General features: G+C 66.0%; 18 protein-coding genes. All 18 read right to left on the reverse strand.

The window, feature by feature from the left end:
- Window positions 1-62: 62 nt before the first annotated feature.
- From FHS03_RS26105 to FHS03_RS26190, 18 genes are read right to left on the reverse strand one after another with little or no spacing between them, the layout of a single operon-like run.
- Complete coding sequence (locus tag FHS03_RS26105) at window positions 63-2,513, reverse strand: conjugal transfer protein TraG N-terminal domain-containing protein (RefSeq protein WP_183443834.1); 2,451 nt, start codon at window positions 2,511-2,513, stop codon at window positions 63-65.
- Window positions 2,514-2,549: 36 nt separating this feature from the next.
- A complete protein-coding gene (locus tag FHS03_RS26110) occupies window positions 2,550-3,980 on the reverse strand; it encodes a conjugal transfer protein TraH (RefSeq protein ID WP_183443835.1) in 1,431 nt (476 codons plus the stop codon).
- A 12-nt stretch (window positions 3,981-3,992) separates the two neighbouring features.
- Window positions 3,993-4,820 carry a conjugal transfer protein TraF gene (gene traF / locus FHS03_RS26115; RefSeq protein ID WP_183443836.1) on the reverse strand — a complete coding sequence of 276 codons (828 nt, stop codon included), beginning with the start codon at window positions 4,818-4,820 and terminating at the stop codon, window positions 3,993-3,995.
- Window positions 4,817-5,224, reverse strand: coding sequence for a hypothetical protein (locus tag FHS03_RS26120; RefSeq protein ID WP_183443837.1), 408 nt, complete (start codon window positions 5,222-5,224; stop codon window positions 4,817-4,819). Before FHS03_RS26120 ends, traF (FHS03_RS26115) begins: the two co-directional genes overlap by 4 nt.
- Window positions 5,218-6,531: a conjugal transfer protein TraN gene (traN, locus tag FHS03_RS26125; protein ID WP_183443838.1), complete on the reverse strand. Its 1,314-nt coding sequence runs from the start codon at window positions 6,529-6,531 to the stop codon at window positions 5,218-5,220. The genes FHS03_RS26120 and traN overlap by 7 nt, the downstream gene beginning before the upstream one ends.
- A gap of 2 nt (window positions 6,532-6,533) precedes the next feature.
- On the reverse strand, window positions 6,534-7,313 hold the full coding sequence (gene trbC / locus FHS03_RS28335) for a type-F conjugative transfer system pilin assembly protein TrbC (RefSeq protein ID WP_183443839.1): 780 nt from the start codon (window positions 7,311-7,313) through the stop codon (window positions 6,534-6,536).
- Window positions 7,300-8,340 carry a TraU family protein gene (locus FHS03_RS26135; RefSeq protein ID WP_229426448.1) on the reverse strand — a complete coding sequence of 347 codons (1,041 nt, stop codon included), beginning with the start codon at window positions 8,338-8,340 and terminating at the stop codon, window positions 7,300-7,302. Before FHS03_RS26135 ends, trbC begins: the two co-directional genes overlap by 14 nt.
- A complete protein-coding gene (gene traW / locus FHS03_RS26140) occupies window positions 8,337-8,996 on the reverse strand; it encodes a type-F conjugative transfer system protein TraW (RefSeq protein ID WP_183443840.1) in 660 nt (219 codons plus the stop codon). Before traW ends, FHS03_RS26135 begins: the two co-directional genes overlap by 4 nt.
- Before the next feature lie 9 nt (window positions 8,997-9,005).
- Window positions 9,006-9,533, reverse strand: coding sequence for a conjugative transfer signal peptidase TraF (traF, locus tag FHS03_RS26145; protein WP_221208269.1), 528 nt, complete (start codon window positions 9,531-9,533; stop codon window positions 9,006-9,008).
- Entirely contained in the window at window positions 9,530-9,880 is a 351-nt protein-coding gene (locus FHS03_RS26150; protein WP_183443841.1) for a hypothetical protein, read from the reverse strand. The genes traF (FHS03_RS26145) and FHS03_RS26150 overlap by 4 nt, the downstream gene beginning before the upstream one ends.
- Entirely contained in the window at window positions 9,877-12,447 is a 2,571-nt protein-coding gene (traC, locus tag FHS03_RS26155; protein WP_229426449.1) for a type IV secretion system protein TraC, read from the reverse strand. Before traC ends, FHS03_RS26150 begins: the two co-directional genes overlap by 4 nt.
- 20 nt (window positions 12,448-12,467) lie before the next feature.
- Entirely contained in the window at window positions 12,468-13,079 is a 612-nt protein-coding gene (locus FHS03_RS26160; protein WP_221208270.1) for a TraV family lipoprotein, read from the reverse strand.
- Window positions 13,057-13,866 carry a DsbC family protein gene (locus FHS03_RS26165; protein ID WP_183443842.1) on the reverse strand — a complete coding sequence of 270 codons (810 nt, stop codon included), beginning with the start codon at window positions 13,864-13,866 and terminating at the stop codon, window positions 13,057-13,059. Before FHS03_RS26165 ends, FHS03_RS26160 begins: the two co-directional genes overlap by 23 nt.
- Window positions 13,850-15,193, reverse strand: a complete 1,344-nt coding sequence (locus FHS03_RS26170) for a TraB/TrbI/VirB10 family type IV secretion system protein (protein ID WP_183443843.1) — start codon at window positions 15,191-15,193, stop codon at window positions 13,850-13,852. The genes FHS03_RS26165 and FHS03_RS26170 overlap by 17 nt, the downstream gene beginning before the upstream one ends.
- Entirely contained in the window at window positions 15,190-16,002 is an 813-nt protein-coding gene (locus FHS03_RS26175; RefSeq protein WP_221208271.1) for a type-F conjugative transfer system secretin TraK, read from the reverse strand. Before FHS03_RS26175 ends, FHS03_RS26170 begins: the two co-directional genes overlap by 4 nt.
- Entirely contained in the window at window positions 15,956-16,555 is a 600-nt protein-coding gene (gene traE / locus FHS03_RS26180; protein WP_183443844.1) for a type IV conjugative transfer system protein TraE, read from the reverse strand. Before traE ends, FHS03_RS26175 begins: the two co-directional genes overlap by 47 nt.
- A 12-nt stretch (window positions 16,556-16,567) precedes the next feature.
- The gene (traL, locus tag FHS03_RS26185) at window positions 16,568-16,867 is read right to left on the reverse strand and encodes a type IV conjugative transfer system protein TraL (RefSeq protein ID WP_183443845.1); all 300 of its coding nucleotides are present in this window, start codon (window positions 16,865-16,867) and stop codon (window positions 16,568-16,570) included.
- 21 nt (window positions 16,868-16,888) lie between these two features.
- Window positions 16,889-17,248 carry a hypothetical protein gene (locus FHS03_RS26190; RefSeq protein WP_229426450.1) on the reverse strand — a complete coding sequence of 120 codons (360 nt, stop codon included), beginning with the start codon at window positions 17,246-17,248 and terminating at the stop codon, window positions 16,889-16,891.
- Between the last annotated feature and the right edge of the window lie 53 nt (window positions 17,249-17,301).

The raw sequence follows: 17,301 nt of genomic DNA on the forward strand, positions 1-17,301 counted from the left end.
CAAATCGAACGGAAATATGCTTGATCGGCTCATAGTTCCACCTTTTTTGCGCACCAATCTCGCTAAAAGGGTGAATTGATCAGCGCTTCCCTAGGAATATTGCTATTCTTTGTAAAAACAGTTGGAGTTTTGGTGATGTTCCCCAGGTAAGAATCCATTTTGATCCGCTCAGCAGCACTTCCCTGCTCTTCGTACCTTAGAAGCTCCTCAAACAACTTAATATTTCGTGGCTCCTTGGCCAAGTCCTTGCTGAACGTCTCACCACGCTGATAAGCATCGGAAACACTTTCCGAGAAGTCTTGCTGGGTACGCAAATTGGCTTCAGCTCGCTCAGATCGAGCGACTGTTTCAGAAAAGCGAGCAGCTAATTCATGCCCGGACCTCTCGTCTCTAACAAATGAACTGATCGCGTTAGAGTTACGACTTAGGGTATCCGCGAACTGCTGGAACTTCGCTTTGTCTTGGCTTCTTAACGTGCTACGTATTAACTGGTCCTGCTTCTGTGCCGAGGCCGAATACTCCTTAGTTCCTTTCGCATGAAGTTGAATCCCTGCGTCAAATGGCGACAGGACCTTCAGGGCACCAGGAACCTTGGCTCCGACAAAACTAGAGCCACCAAATCCAACTGCAGCAACCTGCTGTTCACCAGCCCCAGTAGCCGCCGATACCGTTTTCACGATCTGCTGCAACTCACCGATGCGTTCCCCCATGCTCTCGCTGCCGGTCGCGCTGGTTCCCGTCGCCTGGCTATGCCCTGACGTTCTCGAATCGGCATGCATTAACACATCGCTTAGCGCCGCCGCCTTTTCTCGGGTTGCCGCGACAGATTCGGTCTGCGCCGCCGCAACGGATTTGGATGCCGCCTGCACATGCTGTTGCGTCACTTTCGCATCCACAATCCGCGAGACCGGCCCCTCATTGGCCAGCGCCCGCGCCGCCGTCAGTCCGCTGATCACATTGCTGGTGTAGGTATTGCCCGACACATCGTCCTGGTGGCTCGCGAAGAACGCCGAGTTCCTGGTCGGCGCCAGCGTCACCTGATCCATGCTGGTATTGCCCAGGGAGACATTGCCCGATGCCGCCGTTCCGCTTGCGCTCGCCACCGTCGATTGCAGCATCTGGGTATTGCCAATGAGCGCGCTGCCGAAGGTTTCCATGCGTTTCAAACCGGCCCACGCAATGAGCGGGATACTGAGCGTCAGATAGCCGACAACGGCTTCCCCGGAAATGGCGCTCGAATAAATCGAGGACGATGTCATCAGCGACAGCGTATTGACGCCGTTCCCAACGGCCGACGCGGCCGCCATGTCGCGCGCGGCGTAGACCATTGCCATGTAGTTCAGGATGGCGTACAGGGGCGGCCAGAGCTGTATCCAGATCAGCACCGAGACATAGTTCTTCAATCCCATCATGGTTTCGCGGCCGCTGGTCATTAGCAGCAGCAGGATCACGATGGGGAAAATCGCGTAGGTGATGGCCTCGATGGTATTGCGGATGACCGGCAGGGCCTGTTCAGCGATCTTGCCCTGGTTGATCCACGCGGCGTTGGTCTGCGCCACCGCCTGCGCGCGTCCCACGGCCAGCAGCATCGACGCCGGGTCGTTGATCCGCTGGCCGGCGAGCAGGCTGGTATCGATCACGGCATTGATCATCGCGTTCTGGCGGATGATGTCGGCCGCGCTGGCCGCCGCATTGGCGATACCGTTGCGCAGATAGGCCTGCTGCACCTGTCCAGCGATGACAGCCGACGCCGCCATGCCGGACAAGGTTGGGTTCATCCGCAAGGCCAGGAGTCCCTGGATGCGTCCAACTTGCGCCGGCATCTGCGCGTTCAGGCGCTGGTAAGCCTCGGTGCAGGGCGCGACCACCTGCATGCCCGTCGCATCCGTCACAGGGGTGAAGCGGGCCGGATTGGGCGTGGACATCATCGGCCACACATCACTCGATGCGGCGAACTCCTCCGCGGGAATATGGCCCGACGCCAGATCGTAGATCGTGCAGTTGTTGATGAAGGTGATCAGGTCCGTCCGGAAGCTCGGGCTCTGGAACACCACGGTCGATGCCTCGCGGATCAGACGGTTCCCGAACAGCAGGCCATTTTTCTGGTACGACAGCTCGCTCGGCAGATTCGCCGAACCCGGCAAGACCTGCATCGCCGTTTCGTACAGCTCGGTCAGCGTGTTGCCCACCGTACTGGTCAGCGACCCGAAAGCCGCCAAGCCAAAGGGAACGTTATCCACGATGCGTACCGCGCTCGATCCCGTCTTATCGACGATCCCGACCGTCACCCTGGGAACAAAGAGGACGGAGAGCACCAGCGTCACCGACACCAGCCAGTTCCATCCCTGTAGCCGTTGCGGCGCGATGGCATAGGCAACCAGCGCGGCGACAAAGCCGCAGAACGCGACAATGGCCAGTGCGCTCTTGAACGTATTGGCCCCGGCGATCGCGGCCGTGGCATTGAGGATCCCAAACAGGCTGTCGCTATTTTGATAGGCGAAAATTTCCCACATGCTCGTTCTCCTTCACTTGCATCGCACAACAGCCTGCTACCGCAGATAGGCCGCACGGCGACCGAGCAAATCCAGCATATATTGCGGCATACTGCTTCGCAACTCCCGCTGCAATGCCTCCAGCGTGGAAGTCACCGATTCGATATGGCCGGACCGCTGATATAGCAGAGATTTTTCCTGTGCCAGTTGCGTCAGCATTTCCTGCGCACGCTGACGTAGCTCCTTTGTCCGTACTGATTGTTTGACATCCAACGCATAGTCCTTGTCCAGCACGTACATCCCAAGGCGAAGATTTTTTTCAAGAAGGACCTGTGCATAGTCAGCCGCAATGAGCTCCCGAAACCGCGCGATCAGCTGATCGCTGACATCCATCGAGGGCATCGCCGTCCCCAGGGAGAGCATGCGGTACACGGGTTCGGAGGTCTGGTTGACGAAACCGATCTCGGGTGAGTTGTTCGGGATCGGGACGCGCCACTGCATTTTTTCCGTGATGGAGCGCATCAGGCCTTCGACCTTCGTCACAAACGGCGTGTGCAGGTAGTTGGTATCGACCGTCACCACATCGCAGTCCGTGTAGTTATTACACCTGAGCATGTCCTGCTTCACCTTCCCGCCCGGAGCGGCACTGGTGCCGTACAGCAGCCGGCCGATCGAGGTCAGTGTCGGCGCCACCGGATTCGGGTCGCGCGTGCCTTCGTAGAAGATGACGGTGCCCACGATGCTCATGATCAGCTCACGCTCCTGGTCATCGAGCTGCGTGCCGGCCAGCTTCAATGCCTTCCAGGTGATATTGCCGACAAAGGGCGCCTTGTTGCGGATCTTCGGGTCGGCCGAATTCCTGGCCGTGCTCAAGACGCCGGGCTTGTTGCTCTGGCAGCGCACCTTGGCCGCCGCGTAATCCGATTCCAGGCCCAGCATCACGGCCAGATCCTCGCAGGCCTTGTCCGTGCTCACGCCCGTCGCTTCCATCGCTGAACCGACCAGCGACTTGGCGGCGTTGCAGGTGCCGATGTTCGCGTTGGTCATCATGCTTTCGATGTTCTTGGTCCATTTCGTTACGCCCCCCAGGAGCGGCGAGACCGATTCGAGCGCCAGCTGGAAGGCCACGCCGGGCAGCGCCGCCGTGATATTGCGCAGCATGTTCTTGAACTCGGCCGCCGAGATGTGCGAGAAGGAGCCGCCGAAGGCGTCGATCCCGCCGCAGCCGGCCTTCATGCTGGGGAACTCCACCGCCATCAGTTGGTAGGTCCGGTTCTGGGTGCGCATGATGATGCTCCCCCCGGTATAGGTGTTGTACACCTGGCCGCGGAAAGCGCCGGGCGCGGTGTAGTTGCCGATGGCGCCCAAATCCTGGTACATCTGCTCCACGGCCGCGTTCAGGTCGCCCGCCTGGGTGACGGCCGGCGCCAGCGCGCCGCACAGCACGCCAGCGGCTGCCATGCATTGGACTACTCTCCTTGCTTTCATGCTTGTCTCCACTTATTTTCCCGGCCAAAACAGCGGTGCACCCTGCCCCGCTCCCGGCCGGTCCTGCAATGCCACGATGCGCTCGACCAGTTGCGACTCCGAGAGCACCCCAAACCCCAGCGGCACGATCCGCCCTGCGAACGGCTGGGCCAGAAACACCGCCGGTACTTGCGCCACCTTCAAGGTGCGCACAATCCCGTTGTCCACCCGCGCCGCCGGCAGGGCCGGCAACGCTCCCCCATCGAGGCTGACCGCCACCAGCGGAATGCGGTAGCGCTGGCCAAAGGCCTTGAGCACCGGCGCGAAGGCATGGCAGTAGGGACAGTCGCTACGGAAGAAAAACATCAGCACATGGTCCCGGCCCACGCGCGCCAGCGTGTCGGCACGCGTGGCCGCCTGGGTCTGCTCATACACATCCAGCGCCGTGGCGTTCACCGGCCGGCCCTGGGTAGCCGGGTCCAGCTCCGGATGGGTCCAGGCGATGCGCTGGGCCAGGTCGGCAAATTGCGAGGCGTTGCGCATGACCTGCGCTTCCAGCACCATGTAGCGGCGCACATTCGCTTCCGTCGGATGGATCACTGCCACCGCGCGCAGGTCTTCCATCTCGCGCTGCAAGCGCTTGAGGCGCGCCAGTTCGGGCGGCGCCGCGTCCCTGGCGGGCAGCCTGGGCGGCATGATGGGTGCCGCCGGCTCGGGCGCCAGCGGATCGTCGTAAAAATGCCAGCCGCGGCGGGCGTCGTCCACGGCCCCGGCCGGGGCAGGCGCCAAATCCCGCGCTGGCGCAGCGGTGGTGGCCAGGCACGCCAGCATCGCCAGGAACCCGATCCATCGCCGCTTCATCGCGGCGCTCCTTTGGTCAGGTCTGCCGGCGGCTTGCCGTCGAGGCAGTAGTTGATGCCGAAGGTGATTGACTGGCGGGCCGGTGCCGCACCAGGCTGCAGGCGCACGTCGTCCTGCCATACCGCCACCTGCAGGCGGCGGCAGCCATGCTGGGCATAGACCAGCTGCGTACTGACGTCGACCCGGATGGGCGTGCTGGCGGCGAAGTGCTGGCTGATCGCCTGCGCCGCCGGTCCAATCAAGGTTCCCTGGGCCGTGCCCGAGGGCGCGTCGATGGCCTGCAGCAGGAGCGGCGTGAAGTCTTCGACCGGGATGCGCGGTCCTGTCTGGGCCTGCACCTGGGCCTGCGCCAGGACCGGCACTGCGGCAGCCAGCAGCAGCCCATACCAATGACGGGTCAGCATTTGCCCCTCCCGAAGTAGCAGGCCGGCGCGCGGGCGGCGGCAGCCGACTGCACGTTGCCCACATTGGGCAGCGTCGGCGCGATGGAGGCGTAGAACTCGGTCAAGTCCATGCGCGCGAAGTCCAGCGTCTGGAGCTGGGCCACGGTGAAGCCGCCACAGGCGGGCGATTGCGGCGCGCCCCAGCCCATGCCCAGCTGGGCGCGTCCCTGTTCGTTGAGGATGCGCGCCAGTTTGGAGTTGAAGCAGCACTTGCCGGTGGAATGCTCGATGCAGGCCACGCAGCGGCCCAGTACCCGGATGCACTTGGAGCACCAGGAGCCGATACTGCGGCACAGCGCGGCGCCCTCCTTCATCGCCAGCTTGCCCTCGTCCTGGCTGCACGACATCATCGACATGGCCACATAGAACACCACCGTGATCGCCAGCGACCAGGGTGTGACCGCGATGGCCACGCTGTCGCCCGTTGCCAGCGTCACGGCCCCGGCCGGCAAGGGTGTGCCGTTGACGGCCACCGTGACGCCATAGCTGGTGAAGCTGCCGCTAAATCCCCGGCCCAACAGTAGCGACTTGACGCCCTGGGTGAGAAAGCGCCGGTTGTTGCCGTTCATCAGAATGTCGAACACCAGGCGCGAACCGACGCCAAAGAGCGACTGGTTGCTGAACCCCGCTCCAGCACGGTCGGTGCGGCAGCAGTTGACCAGCAGGCGGTTGCGGCAAGTATTGGCCTCACCGCTGAACACCTTCATCGTGCCCGGATCGAGATAGACGCCCGCCTCGCGCGCCGCCTCCAGGTAGCTCATGGCCTGGGCGAAATCGGGGTCGTTGACCTGGCTGGTCTCGAAGCACTGGCTGCCCAGGCAGAAGGTGCCGGGGGTGCAGGGAGCACCCGGTGGACAGCCGGCATACAGGCCCGCCAAATCACCGGCCGTCTGCAACGGGTCGCGGGCCACGGCCTGGGCGCCAGCCACCTGCGGATCGGCGGACGTGACGGGGGGACGGGCCGTGCCGGCCGAGGCCACCGCCTGGCGCTGGGCATCGCAGGCGATGTTGTTCGGTTGCGCGGCGCACAGCAGCAGGTGCTCGCGCGCCTGGTTCGCCAGGTCGGTGCGGCCGTAGAGCGCCGTTTCGGGCGGCGCCGTGGTATAGCCCGGCACCACGGCGCTGGCCGAGGCGGTATTGACCGCACCGCTGGCCACCTGGTTGGCGGCGCGGGCCGCGGCCAGATCCATGCTGGTCTGGGCCAGCACGGCGCGACTTTGCCCTGCCAGCAGGCAGCCGGCCGTGACGAGGACAAGGATACGCCGCATGGCTACTCCCGCAACCGGCGCAGGAACACCCCTGCCTCGGCCGAAAAACGGGGCGCGCGCGCGTCCATCTGCGCCAGCGCGTAGTCAATCGTGACGTCGCCCGCCACCAGCAGGTAGGCGCCGGGCGCAAAACACGTGCCGGCGCCGCAGTCCTGACCCAGGCTGGCGTCGCGCAGCAAGACAAAGGACGGCACCTGGGTCACGCCGAAGCGGTCGAACGCCTGCGGATCGATTTGCAAGGCGACCTGGCGCTGCCCCAGGAGCTGGCGCAGATGGGCCATGGTCTTGACCAGGGAACCGCCTTCCAAGCCCCGCAGGAGCAGGACGGCCTTGGCGCGCGCGCCCTGCTCGATCAGGCGCCGCAGCGCGCCTTCGGGCATCGACAGGCTGACAAACACCAGAAGCTGCGGGCCACTGAGCGACACGGGAACCAGGGCGCCGCTGGCGGCATAGTTCTGGGCCAGGGCGGCGATATCGACCATGTTCCCTTTGGCGGGTTGGGGTAGTTGCGCCACGCCGGCGCCCTGCTCCACAGGACCAGGCGCAAGCCCCGGTATCGATGCGGCTGCGGGCAAGGCATGCTGGCGGGCCGCCCGCGCCATGTCGGCCTCCGTGATGACCGGACGATGGCGCGCAGCGCGCGCGATATCGGCCTCCTGCACCGGCGTTTGCGCCAGCCCCAGGGTCGACAGCATGGCCAGGGACGCCAGCGGCCAGCGGACGGCCGTGGCCACACCGCGGGAAAGGCGCCGCGCATGCGGCGGCACGTTAATAGCCCACACAGCAGTTCCCCTTGCGAAACAGCATGAAAGCAAAATCCTCGCCCTTGACCGGATACTCCTTGGCGGCGCCCCACAGCACGGTGGTGCGCCCGAAAGGACGACAGCAGCGCCCCGCCTCCTTGCCGGTGGCGGCGATCGGATACGTCAATTGGGTCTTGTAGGCGGCCTTGTCCATCACCGGCAGGAAGTACGGCCCGCATAGCCCGGCCGCGCCATGCCGCCCCCAGGCCAGCAGCTCCCGGTGCATCTTGGCCGTTAAGCGCTGGCTCAAGAGTTCAGCCGTGCGCACGCCGCCCAGGTGGTAGCTGCTGTGCCCATCCAAGGGATACATGCCGCCCTGGCAGCCGGCGCACCAGAACAGTTCGGCGCGGCTAAAGCCGAACGTGGCGGCCACGCAATCGGCGGCGCAGGCGGCAATGGCCACCGGGTTGGCGAACAGGGCCGCCTCGGGATTGAGGATCAAGGTCAGCTCGTCGTCGTTCCACAACGGATCGACCTCGGTCAGGTAGGCCAGATCAAAACCGGCGCGCTCCAGGCAAGGAAAGTCCGCGATCACCTGCAGCCAGTACAGCGCGGGATTGACGTAGAAGTGGGCCTGATAAAAACCGTTCTGTTCGCCGCTGGCATCGGTATGACGGCCCGCCTCGGGCGCGGCGATGCCGGGGTTCAGGTCCACGCCGCCCAGGGACACCAGGCAGAAGGGACGGCGCACCACCTCCACATGGCGCGCCGGCTCCCAGAAGCCGATCGACAGGCCAATCGTCGGGTTGACGCCGCAGGAGCAGATGGGCGAGGCCGGGTTGCCGATATCCTCCTGCCCGCCCAGGTCGGCCAGGCGCTGCCCGCCCAGGGAAATGGGCAGGATGCAGCTCCAGCAGATGTCGGTGATCGGATTGGGGAAGCGTCCCGTGCAGGTGCTCAGACCCGCCGCCTGCGCTGGGATACCGAAGCCCCATAGCGCCAGGAGCAGGACGCCAGCGCACCAGCGCCCCCGCGCCTTCCCCCGGCGTGTCGCAGGCGTCATCATGGCGCCTCCTTGTCCGTGGCGGGTGCGACCGGTTCCGGCACCAGTTCATCGATGCGCAGTCGCCGGCCTTCCTGCGACACCAGGGCCGGTACGCGGGTAATGTGCAGGCGCCGGGTCAGCGCACCCTGCTGGTCGTAATACACCGGCCGCTGCCAGCGCCGCATCAGTTCCAGGTAGGCGCCACCGGTCAGAACCGGTTTAAGGGCACCCGCGTAGCGCGCCTGCAGGCGCTCGGCCAACGCCACCTGGCGGGCATCGCGGCCGTCGAAGAACAGCAGGCGCCGGCGCAGGGGCACGATGTCGAGCGGATTGCTGCGGGTGCCGGCCGGGAACAGCACGGCGCCCTTGGCATCGACGATGCGCTGGGCCAGGACATAGGTCGGGTCATGGTAGAAGGTGCGGGGCGTGCTGGCCACCGGCAGCGCCAGGGGCGGTGGCTGCAAGACCGCCTGCCGGCCACGCGCCACGATCTGCTGCTGCAGGCGCTGCAGCTCACCGCTGGCCTCCTTCTCGCGCAGGCGCCGCGTGATCATCGCCAGCAGATGCTCTTCGCCAATGGCATAGGTCGGCCCGATGGTCGCCAGGGTGTCGGCGCGGACCACGCCCAGGGCGGATACCACCAGGAGCGGCACGGCACGGGAGAGCGGTACAAGCATGATGTACTCCTAAAACAGGGGCCGCACCACGGCGATGATGTCGTCCGCGCGCACCAGGCCCGTGATGCGGTAGCGCGAATCGAAGCTATCGGGGCTCGTGCCCTGCATGTAGAAATAGCGGGGCGGAATCACCGCGTCGGCGATCGGTTCGAGCGGCAGCCTGGACGCGGCCGTATAGCGCTTGGCCTGGCCGGCGTCGGCGCCGTTGACGAACACGCGCCGCCCCACCACCTGCACCTGGTCGCCCGGTACGCCGCCCACGCGCTTGAAGAAGGGCTGCCCGGCCAAACCGGGGAAGAGGCGCGCCGCCGGCCCCCGGCAGGCGTAGATCACGTAGTCGCCCCGCCTGACCGGGCCGGCACCATACTGCACGATGGCCACCGTATAGGGCAGGCTGGGCGTGACGTTAAAGAGCAGCGGCAGGCGCGGCGCGGGGTCGACCAGCACGCGCACCGCGGCCAAGCTCCAGATTGCCCCCAGCGGCAGGTACAGATACCAGCGCCGCCGCGCATGGTGCAGGAAGTGTTCGTCCATCATTGCACCCGTTGCCGCAGCAGCGGCGTCAGATCGGCCACCTGGGGCCGCATGCCGATGACGGCCGCCTTGTCCACCAGCAGGCATTGGCATTCCTCGGCCAGCTTGAACAGTTCCCGCTGAAAACGCCGCTGGAACTGCTGGCTGCGCTCGATGGCGCGCAGGGCATCCCCCGCGCTGGCCGCGGACGGTACGCCCTTCATCAGCTGGGTGTGCATGCCCTGGTAGAGCTGCGCGGCGTCCACCACGGCGATGGCCGTGGCCGGGCGCCGCACCAGGCGGTCGTAGAGCCCGATCGATGCCGCGCAGCAGGCGGCAGCGACGAGCAATTGCAGGGCCAGGGCCTTCATGGCGCCCTCCCGCTGCGCGCGGCCAGCACGATGGCGATGGCCTCGTCGATGCTGTGGCCACGGGCGCGCAGTTCATCGATCGGCTTGTTGTCCTCGATCTTGTTGGAAAACAGCAGGTGGGTGGCCGGATCGAGCACCAGGCGCCCTACCCCCTCCCCCATGGGCGAGGAGATATACATTTCGGCAAAGGCGCCCGCCTCGGTGCGCAAAGAGTTGAGCAGGCGCTTTTTCGACTGGTCCATCAGGAGGCGCCCCTTGCGGTCCAGGAGTTCAATCGATTCGGGCTTCTGGCGCAGCAGGAACACCCAGTCCGAGCAGTTGAACGCCGCTTCCATCTGCGCCGAGCCGTAGTAGTCGTCCGCGCCCTGGGTGGCCGTCACCAGCGAGCCGCCGTATTTGCGGGCGCGCCGCGCCGCCTCCTCCACCACGGCCGCCTTGATGGGGTCGTCGCTGCCGATCTCGCCCAACTGCTGCTTGAGTTCGTCGATGATCAAGAGCTTCTTGAAGTTGCGCGTCAGATACATTTCCGCCGTGATCTGGTACAGCAAGAGGATGTTGACGACGGCATGCAGGTCGGGCCGGCGTTTTAACTCCTCGTTTTCGATCACGATGAAGTCGTTGGTGAAGTCGACCGTGTTACGCCCCTCGAAGAAGCGTTCGTACTGGCCGCCCTTGGCGTAGGGGTTGAGCATGATGGCCAGGTCGCGGATGCGCTGGTCGTCACGGATGCCCAGGCCGGCGATGGATCCGGTCGCAAAGGCGTCGCGCATGGCCGTCATCGTCATGTCCTGGCCGTATTGTTCCCATTGCTGCAGCAGCACCGTCGAGATGGCCTTGTACTGCACCTCTTCCAGGCGGCCCTGCATCGAACACATCTTGGCCACGGCCGGCACCAGCATGTCCATGTCCTCGCGGATATCGCGGATCTTGGAGAACGGATTGAGGTTGATCGCGCTACTGGCCTTGAACTCGATATAGGTGCCGTTGGCCTTGCGGCACAGCTTCTCGAACGAGCGGCCCAGGTCCATCATCCAGACCTTGGCACCGATCGAGCGATACGACCAGGCCAGCTCATTGAGCAGGACCGACTTGCCCGAGCCCGGCGCGCCCACGACGGCCGCGTTGGCGTTGCCCAGGTCGTTGTCGAACAGGTCGAGCGTGGTGATCTGGCCGCGGCGCCCGGCCAGCACCAGGGTGGGCGTACGGGTGCCGCGCCACTCGCCGATCACGGGCGCCAGGTGGATGGCGTTGGCCACGGCCTTGCGCGTGACGCGGCGCATCTTCTTCAGGTCGCGGTGGAAAGCGGGCGTCAAGGTCATCGGCAGGCTGGCCAGAAGCGCCTGGCGCTGCATGTAGATGTCGGCGTTCAGTTCAAAGCCGCGTGCCCGCCAGATGGCACGGGCCGTTTCAGCGGCGGCCGCCGCCCGCTCCGGCGCCGTGAACAGGGCCAGCTGGTGGTACATCGACACCAGGGCGCCGCCGGCATCGGAGGCGTCGGCCGCCGCCTTCCAGTCGCGCTGCTTCTTGTCCACATCGGGCATGATGCTGGCCATCTTGCTGCCGGCGTTTTGCGTGGCGCGGATGTGGTTGGCCGTAATGGCCGCGCGCGTCTCGATGGGGTCCAGGATGTGCACGCCCATGGTGAGTAGAAACGGTGCGCTGTACTGCAGGGCCGGCTGCATCAGGTCGCCGATCAGGCTGCCCATCTGCCACAGGGCAAAGCGCTCCGGAAAGGACTTGATCGAAAAAAACCGCGCCTCCAGCGCCGCCGCGCTGCCCTGGCGGGACAGCAGCAGCCCTTCGGCCTGGGCATCCTGCACCGTGTCAAAGTCCACGATCTGGTCGCGGATCTCCCTGCCGTCGTCGTAGTGCAGCGGCGCCAGGTGGTTGCGCGCCATGCGGTCGGGATTGGTGAACTGCGCGCACCAGTTGATCAGGGCGTCGACGTCGGCCACATTGGCCGGCAAGGTCGCCGCGCCCAGCGTCACGGCCATGGTCTCGCGCAGGGCGCACAGCTCCTCGCGCCGCGTCTGGTCATGCGCCTCGCCCGGCAGCGTGACGCTGATGAAGAGGCGAAAGTCCCGTATCGTGAAGTGGTAGCCGTGCGTCAGCGAGCGCTGCGTGCCCTCCAACAGGTGCTGTACGCGCTGGCGGGCCAGGCTACGAAACAGGTTGCTGTTGCGCGCCGGGCGGCCATGCAGGCGGGCCTGCTCATATTGGTCCTTGTCCTCCATGCGCTGGTTGGCATAGCGGGTCAAGAGCGCGCGGACCTGGGGCGTTGCGAACAGGTGGAACTGGATGCCGGTGCCCTTGGGGCAGTTGGCATACAGGCTTTGCAGTACTTCCACCATGCGCTCGTCGGCTCCGCTCTGGGGCAGCACATCGAGCAGGAAGCCCAGGCAGCCATCGCGGTTCACGAACAGCTGCTGGTCGGCGATATAGGCGCGGTATGGTAGCCACGAGGCAAACTGGCTGGCGGGCGACTCCTCGTCGCGCTGCAGCCCCAGCCAGGCCAGGACATGGCGCATGCCCGGTTGGCGTAGACGTTGGTTTTCCACGGTATGCATGATCGTTCTCCACAAGACCATTAATGCTCGGCCGCCGACGCGGCCATCACCGGTTCCACCGGCGGCGGCGCGGCGGCACCGTTCTCCATCGAAGCGGCGGGCGGGCTCTCAGCTACCGGGACCGGGGCCGGGCTTGGGTTGGGGGCCACGGCAGCAGCAGGGGCTGGCGTGACCGGCGCGCGCAGCGGCGCATAGGCCTCGCGCAGGTGGCGCTGCACATGGTCGAGCTGCCAGCGCCCTTCGTCGATGCGCACATACACGTAGGACTGGTCGACCAGGTCGTGATCGGCGTCTTCCCACGGCTTGATCCAGAGACGCAGGATGCGCGGGGCTGAGCGCAGCGGCGTGGGCAGTGCCGCCTCGACGGCACCTGCTGCCGTGTCGCGGCCCTGGGTCGGCAGCAGCAGGCGGTGCGTGGCCGGTGCGCTGGTATACGGCAGGCGTTGGGTCGCGCGCAAGGCTTGGTGGTAGGTGCCGGAAATGGACTGGCACTGCACACCGGCAGGCGCCTTGCAGCCATATTCCGCCGAGCCGCCCAGGCCCGACATATTGCCGCAGCCGCCGAGCATGGCGGAGCCGACAAGGGTTGCCACCAGGGTGGCCGGACGTTCAAGGTTGGGGCGGTGGGACATGCTGCCTCCTACTGGGGTCAATGGATGCGGTGGGGGAAAGCGTGCGGGACGCCAGGCGCGCCGCGATATCGGTTGCCTGCAAGGCGCCAGAGACCATCTGGCCGTCCTCGAAAAGCAAGGTCGGTGTCCCCTGGACCTGCAGCCGGGCCGCCAGGGCCAGGTTGCGCTCCAGCGGGTGCGGACATGTCGGCGCCGTGGCCGGGAGCGCCAAGGTGCCCGCCAGCGCCTGCGCATAGGCCGTCTGCCGGTCGGTGGCGCACCAGATGGCCAGCGGCAGCGCCTCGCCTTGAAACGGCAGCAGGAAGTGGTAGATCGTGACGTCGTCCAACTGCCTCAGCTCCCGGTCCAACTGGCGGCAAAAGCCGCAGGAGGGATCGGTAAAGACCACGAGCTTGCGCCGGCCGGCGCCGCGCACCAGGGTGATGGCGTCGCCCAGCGGCAGCGCGCCGGGGCGCGGGATTGGCTTGGTGCGCACGCGCGCCGCTTGCGGGCCGCCGTCCTGCGCGGGCCTGCCGGCGCCCGTGCTCACGTCCTGCATGGACTGCAGGTCGACCAGGCGGCCGAACACCATATAGCGCGCGTTGCGGGGCGACACGAAGGCGACGTTTTCGCCCATCCATAAGGCATACAGGCCCGGCACCGGCGTGCGGCTGGCGCGCTCAAATGCAGTGGCCGGGTAGGCCTTGCGCATGGCGGCGAGCAGGCGCGCTTCGTCCGCGCTGGCGCCCGCCTGGCCGGCCAGGGCCAGCAGGCAGGTGGCGAGAACGCGATTAATCAGCCAGGGCATCGTCATCTCCCGTAGGGGCATCCCTACCTTCTGGCAGCGCCGCCGGCATGCGCACACCACGCGTGATGACAATGTCGACCTGGCGCGCGCCGTCGATCTCGATCACTGGGAAGGTCTGCTCGGCCAGCTTGATGTAATAGTTCGCCAGGTTGTCCAGCGCCCGCCCGACGCCCCCGGCCATGCCGCGCCGCATCTGCTCGGCGGTGCCTTGCGGGGAGGTACTGAGGGTGCCCAGGGGCGAAGCGGTAAAGGTGCTGCCGCCTTGCGCGAAGCCCTGGCCAATGCCGCCGACGATGCCGGCGCGCAGGGCGTTGGCCAGGAGCTGCCCCTGCTTGGTGACGAGGCGCCCACGCATGCCGACCTTGCCATCCTCGCCATACACATTGCCTTCGATTTTCACTTCCAGCACGCTGCGGTCATACCGCACGCAGGACAGGTTGCTGGTGCGCAGATAGGCCCGCTCGGAGCTGATGTCGCCATAGCCGGCGGCGATGACGAAGCATTCCTTGACCTGCGCGCGGTAGCGGTTGGGCAGCACGGCGTTGTCCAGGAGCCGGATCAGCACCGGCTGCGGATTGCTTTGCGCCTGGCCGCCGGTCGGCGCATCCAGGCCGCCCAGGAGCTGGCCGCGCACGAAGCTGACGGGCAGGTAGCTGGCCAGGGTGTCGCCCGCCACCGCCGGCGCTGCGGCCCCGGTGCCTCCCTGCGCCGTAACTGGCGCCTCCTTGCCCGCTCCCCCACCCAGGGACACGCGCTCCATGGCCTGCGCCTCCGGTTCAACGCGCGGCATGGCCTGCACGCCCGGCGGCAAGGGGGCCGCCATGGGGCCAACCGGGCTGCCAGGGGGATAGGTGAGCGGCGGTGCAGAAGGTGGCGGGGGCGGCGCGGCGGCAATGGGCGCCGGCGCCATCTCGGCGGGGGACGCGGGCACGCTGGCCAGGCTGCGATCGAGCTCCCGCTTTTCGATATCCGACAGGCGACGCATCAGGGCCGCTTCATTGCTCTGGCGGTCGGCGTTGAACTTGTCCTGCGCTTCCTTGTCCACCTTGTACTGCGCCATTTCCTTGCCGGCGGTGCCCAGCCATTGGTCGACCGGGTTGACCTGCATGGGCGTCACGCCCCCGGCCAGCTCGGGATTGGTGACGACGCGCTCGCGCGCCGGCGCACCGGCCGTGCCGCTAGGAGGTGTGGGCGAGGCGGAAAACGCCAGCACGGCCCAGAACACGCCCACGCCACCGGTCAGGGCGCCCGCCGCCATCAGGTATTGCTGCTGCCTGGGATTCATCTTGGCCAGCATGGCCCGCAATTGTTTGCCCACTTGCTTCATGGCGCGTCTCCCGTCTGCCGGATCACATGCACGGTGGTGCTCTCGCCGGGCCGCAGGTTCAGGTGATCGATGGCCACCGCCAGCACCTGCCCTTCTTCGCGGTCAAATTCCTGTTCCGCCAACACCATGGGCGCATTGCTGACATTGGTCAGGCGGTAGGTTTCACCGGTCAACTCCCGGCCCGCCACGGTGCGCACCAGGCGCAGTTGCGCCTCCTGCCACAGCGCCATCGGCCGCTCGGTGTCGTCCACCTGCCAGTCGTCCTGGCGACGGCCCGATGCCATCGCCACCAGCATGGCTTTCAAGGCGCGGACGTGGGCAGCGCTGCGGCGCAATGGCACCGGCACGGCATCCCGCGCTGGCCGCGTCTTGTCTTCGATGACGATGGTTTCGGCCGGCACGTCGGTGCGGCGCAGCGACAGCGTGTAGGTGGCGCTCGCGGACGAGATGAAGAGACTGATCGGTTGGGTTCCCACGGTCACGGGACGCACATACACCTCCCCTTTGGGCAGGTCACAGATGAGCGCCAGGTCGCCGCGTCCATTGACGGGCGGCGGCACCGACAGCGCCATGCCAGGCGAGGTAGCCGCACCCGCTTCAAGGGGCCGCGCCTCGCAGTTGCTGCTCGACTGGATATTGCCCACGACATCGGTGATGCGCGCGCCCGCGATACGGATGCGCGTCGGCGCGTCCTTGGACACGAAGGCCTCGATGGTGGCGCCATCGCGGGCCTGGCGTGTCTGCGCCGCCTGCCCTATCCCGCTAACGCTGGCGAGCGCCATCAGTAGCGGCAATGTTTTGCTGATCACGGTCAACCTCCTTGAAGGCTTTGAGATGGCTGCGGCCACCGCGGTAACTGAACTGGGCCAGGTAGCGCTTGGGCGTGACCGAGGTCTCCTGGCCGTTGACATAGGTGCGCAGCCGCCCCGACAAGAGCACGGTCTGCTTCTCCTCGTCGGGTTCTAACTGCTGCAACAGAAAATAGGTGCTCGCATTGAGCTTCTTGAGCCGCTCCGCCTCGACTTCCTGTCGGATCTTCAAGGCGCCGGCCTCGTCCGGTTCGACAAAGGAGAGCAAGGCCTCCTTCTTCCACTGCACCGAAGCGGGCGTCACATCGAGAATGAGCCAGGCGACGTAGCCCCCCATCTGCTCGAGGTAGGCGTTGCTCACCCGCGCACCGGACACCCAGAAGGGCTTGTCCACGGTGGGCGGCGTCACCACGATGCGCTGCGTGCCGAGCGTCTGGTAGACGGTCAGTAGGGCGACAGACAGGCACGCCGTGAGCGCGCCGATGGCCAGCCGCTGGCCGCGGATGCGGTCCTTCAATCCTTTCAGGTCGTCCTGGTATCGGAGATGGTCCATCACGTCCTCCTGCTAACCGACCATGCGCCGGAGATGGGACGGCGGCGTGGCCCGCATGGCGCTGACGGGACTGGGCGGAAAGTGCCAGTACAGCCAGTGCAAGGCGAAGGCCGGGTGCTTATCGGCCTTGATGCGGGCCAGCCACCGGCTGGCATACAAGCCCGCGGCCAGCGCCAGGCCAAAGGCCCATTTCGAGCCGGCCAGGTAGCCCACGAAGGCCATGAACAGAACGGGTGCGGCCACATCGATGTCCCACAGCCCGACCTTCCAGACGTCATCCAGTCTGCGCGGAATATAGGTGTCGGCCAGCATCCCGTTCTCCTGTGTTGCCGTTTAAATGACCGCGCCCATGATGGCGCCGGCGATCACCAGGCCCACAGCCGCGAAGATGGCCAGCCCGACATAGAACAGCACCGGACCGAAGTTACGCAGTGCCGCCAGCGAAATCAGGGCGACGACAAAGCCGATGAAGCCGACCAGCGCCTTGACGCCGGGCGCCAAGGCCGCCAGTTGGGTCAGCGCGGAGACCAGGGGACCGGTGATGCCGCCGAAGGCCACCAGGTCGATGGCCTGCGTCGGAAAGGCGATCGCCAGCCCCAGCAGGATGGCGGTCAACAGGGCGATGGCGTTCCACGCCTTCTTCGATAGCGCCGGCATCAGCCGCACCGGCACAGGGGTATTCAGGGTACGCATATATGTCTCCTTCAAAATGGTTGTGATCTGCCGTGTACTGCGGCGCCAGGCGG

Source organism: Pseudoduganella violacea (assembly GCF_014191875.1).
Lineage (GTDB): Bacteria > Pseudomonadota > Gammaproteobacteria > Burkholderiales > Burkholderiaceae_D > Rugamonas > Rugamonas violacea_A.

Excerpts from the sequence above, each read along its gene's own strand:
- FHS03_RS26110 (WP_183443835.1), bottom strand. The coding sequence starts at position 3,980 with ATGAAAGCAAGGAGAGTAGTCCAATGCATGGCAGCCGCTGGCGTGCTG.
- FHS03_RS26160 (WP_221208270.1), bottom strand. The coding sequence starts at position 13,079 with ATGTCCCACCGCCCCAACCTTGAACGTCCGGCCACCCTGGTGGCAACC.
- traL (WP_183443845.1), bottom strand. The coding sequence starts at position 16,867 with ATGCTGGCCGACACCTATATTCCGCGCAGACTGGATGACGTCTGGAAG.
- FHS03_RS26105 (WP_183443834.1), bottom strand. The coding sequence starts at position 2,513 with ATGTGGGAAATTTTCGCCTATCAAAATAGCGACAGCCTGTTTGGGATC.
- FHS03_RS26120 (WP_183443837.1), bottom strand. The coding sequence starts at position 5,224 with ATGCTGACCCGTCATTGGTATGGGCTGCTGCTGGCTGCCGCAGTGCCG.
- traE (WP_183443844.1), bottom strand. The coding sequence starts at position 16,555 with ATGGACCATCTCCGATACCAGGACGACCTGAAAGGATTGAAGGACCGC.
- FHS03_RS26135 (WP_229426448.1), bottom strand. The coding sequence starts at position 8,340 with ATGATGACGCCTGCGACACGCCGGGGGAAGGCGCGGGGGCGCTGGTGC.
- traW (WP_183443840.1), bottom strand. The coding sequence starts at position 8,996 with ATGCTTGTACCGCTCTCCCGTGCCGTGCCGCTCCTGGTGGTATCCGCC.
- FHS03_RS26190 (WP_229426450.1), bottom strand. The coding sequence starts at position 17,248 with ATGCGTACCCTGAATACCCCTGTGCCGGTGCGGCTGATGCCGGCGCTA.
- traF (WP_183443836.1), bottom strand. The coding sequence starts at position 4,820 with ATGAAGCGGCGATGGATCGGGTTCCTGGCGATGCTGGCGTGCCTGGCC.
- traF (WP_221208269.1), bottom strand. The coding sequence starts at position 9,533 with ATGATGGACGAACACTTCCTGCACCATGCGCGGCGGCGCTGGTATCTG.
- traN (WP_183443838.1), bottom strand. The coding sequence starts at position 6,531 with ATGCGGCGTATCCTTGTCCTCGTCACGGCCGGCTGCCTGCTGGCAGGG.
- FHS03_RS26170 (WP_183443843.1), bottom strand. The coding sequence starts at position 15,193 with ATGAAGCAAGTGGGCAAACAATTGCGGGCCATGCTGGCCAAGATGAAT.
- FHS03_RS26150 (WP_183443841.1), bottom strand. The coding sequence starts at position 9,880 with ATGAAGGCCCTGGCCCTGCAATTGCTCGTCGCTGCCGCCTGCTGCGCG.
- FHS03_RS26165 (WP_183443842.1), bottom strand. The coding sequence starts at position 13,866 with ATGCCCTGGCTGATTAATCGCGTTCTCGCCACCTGCCTGCTGGCCCTG.
- traC (WP_229426449.1), bottom strand. The coding sequence starts at position 12,447 with ATGCATACCGTGGAAAACCAACGTCTACGCCAACCGGGCATGCGCCAT.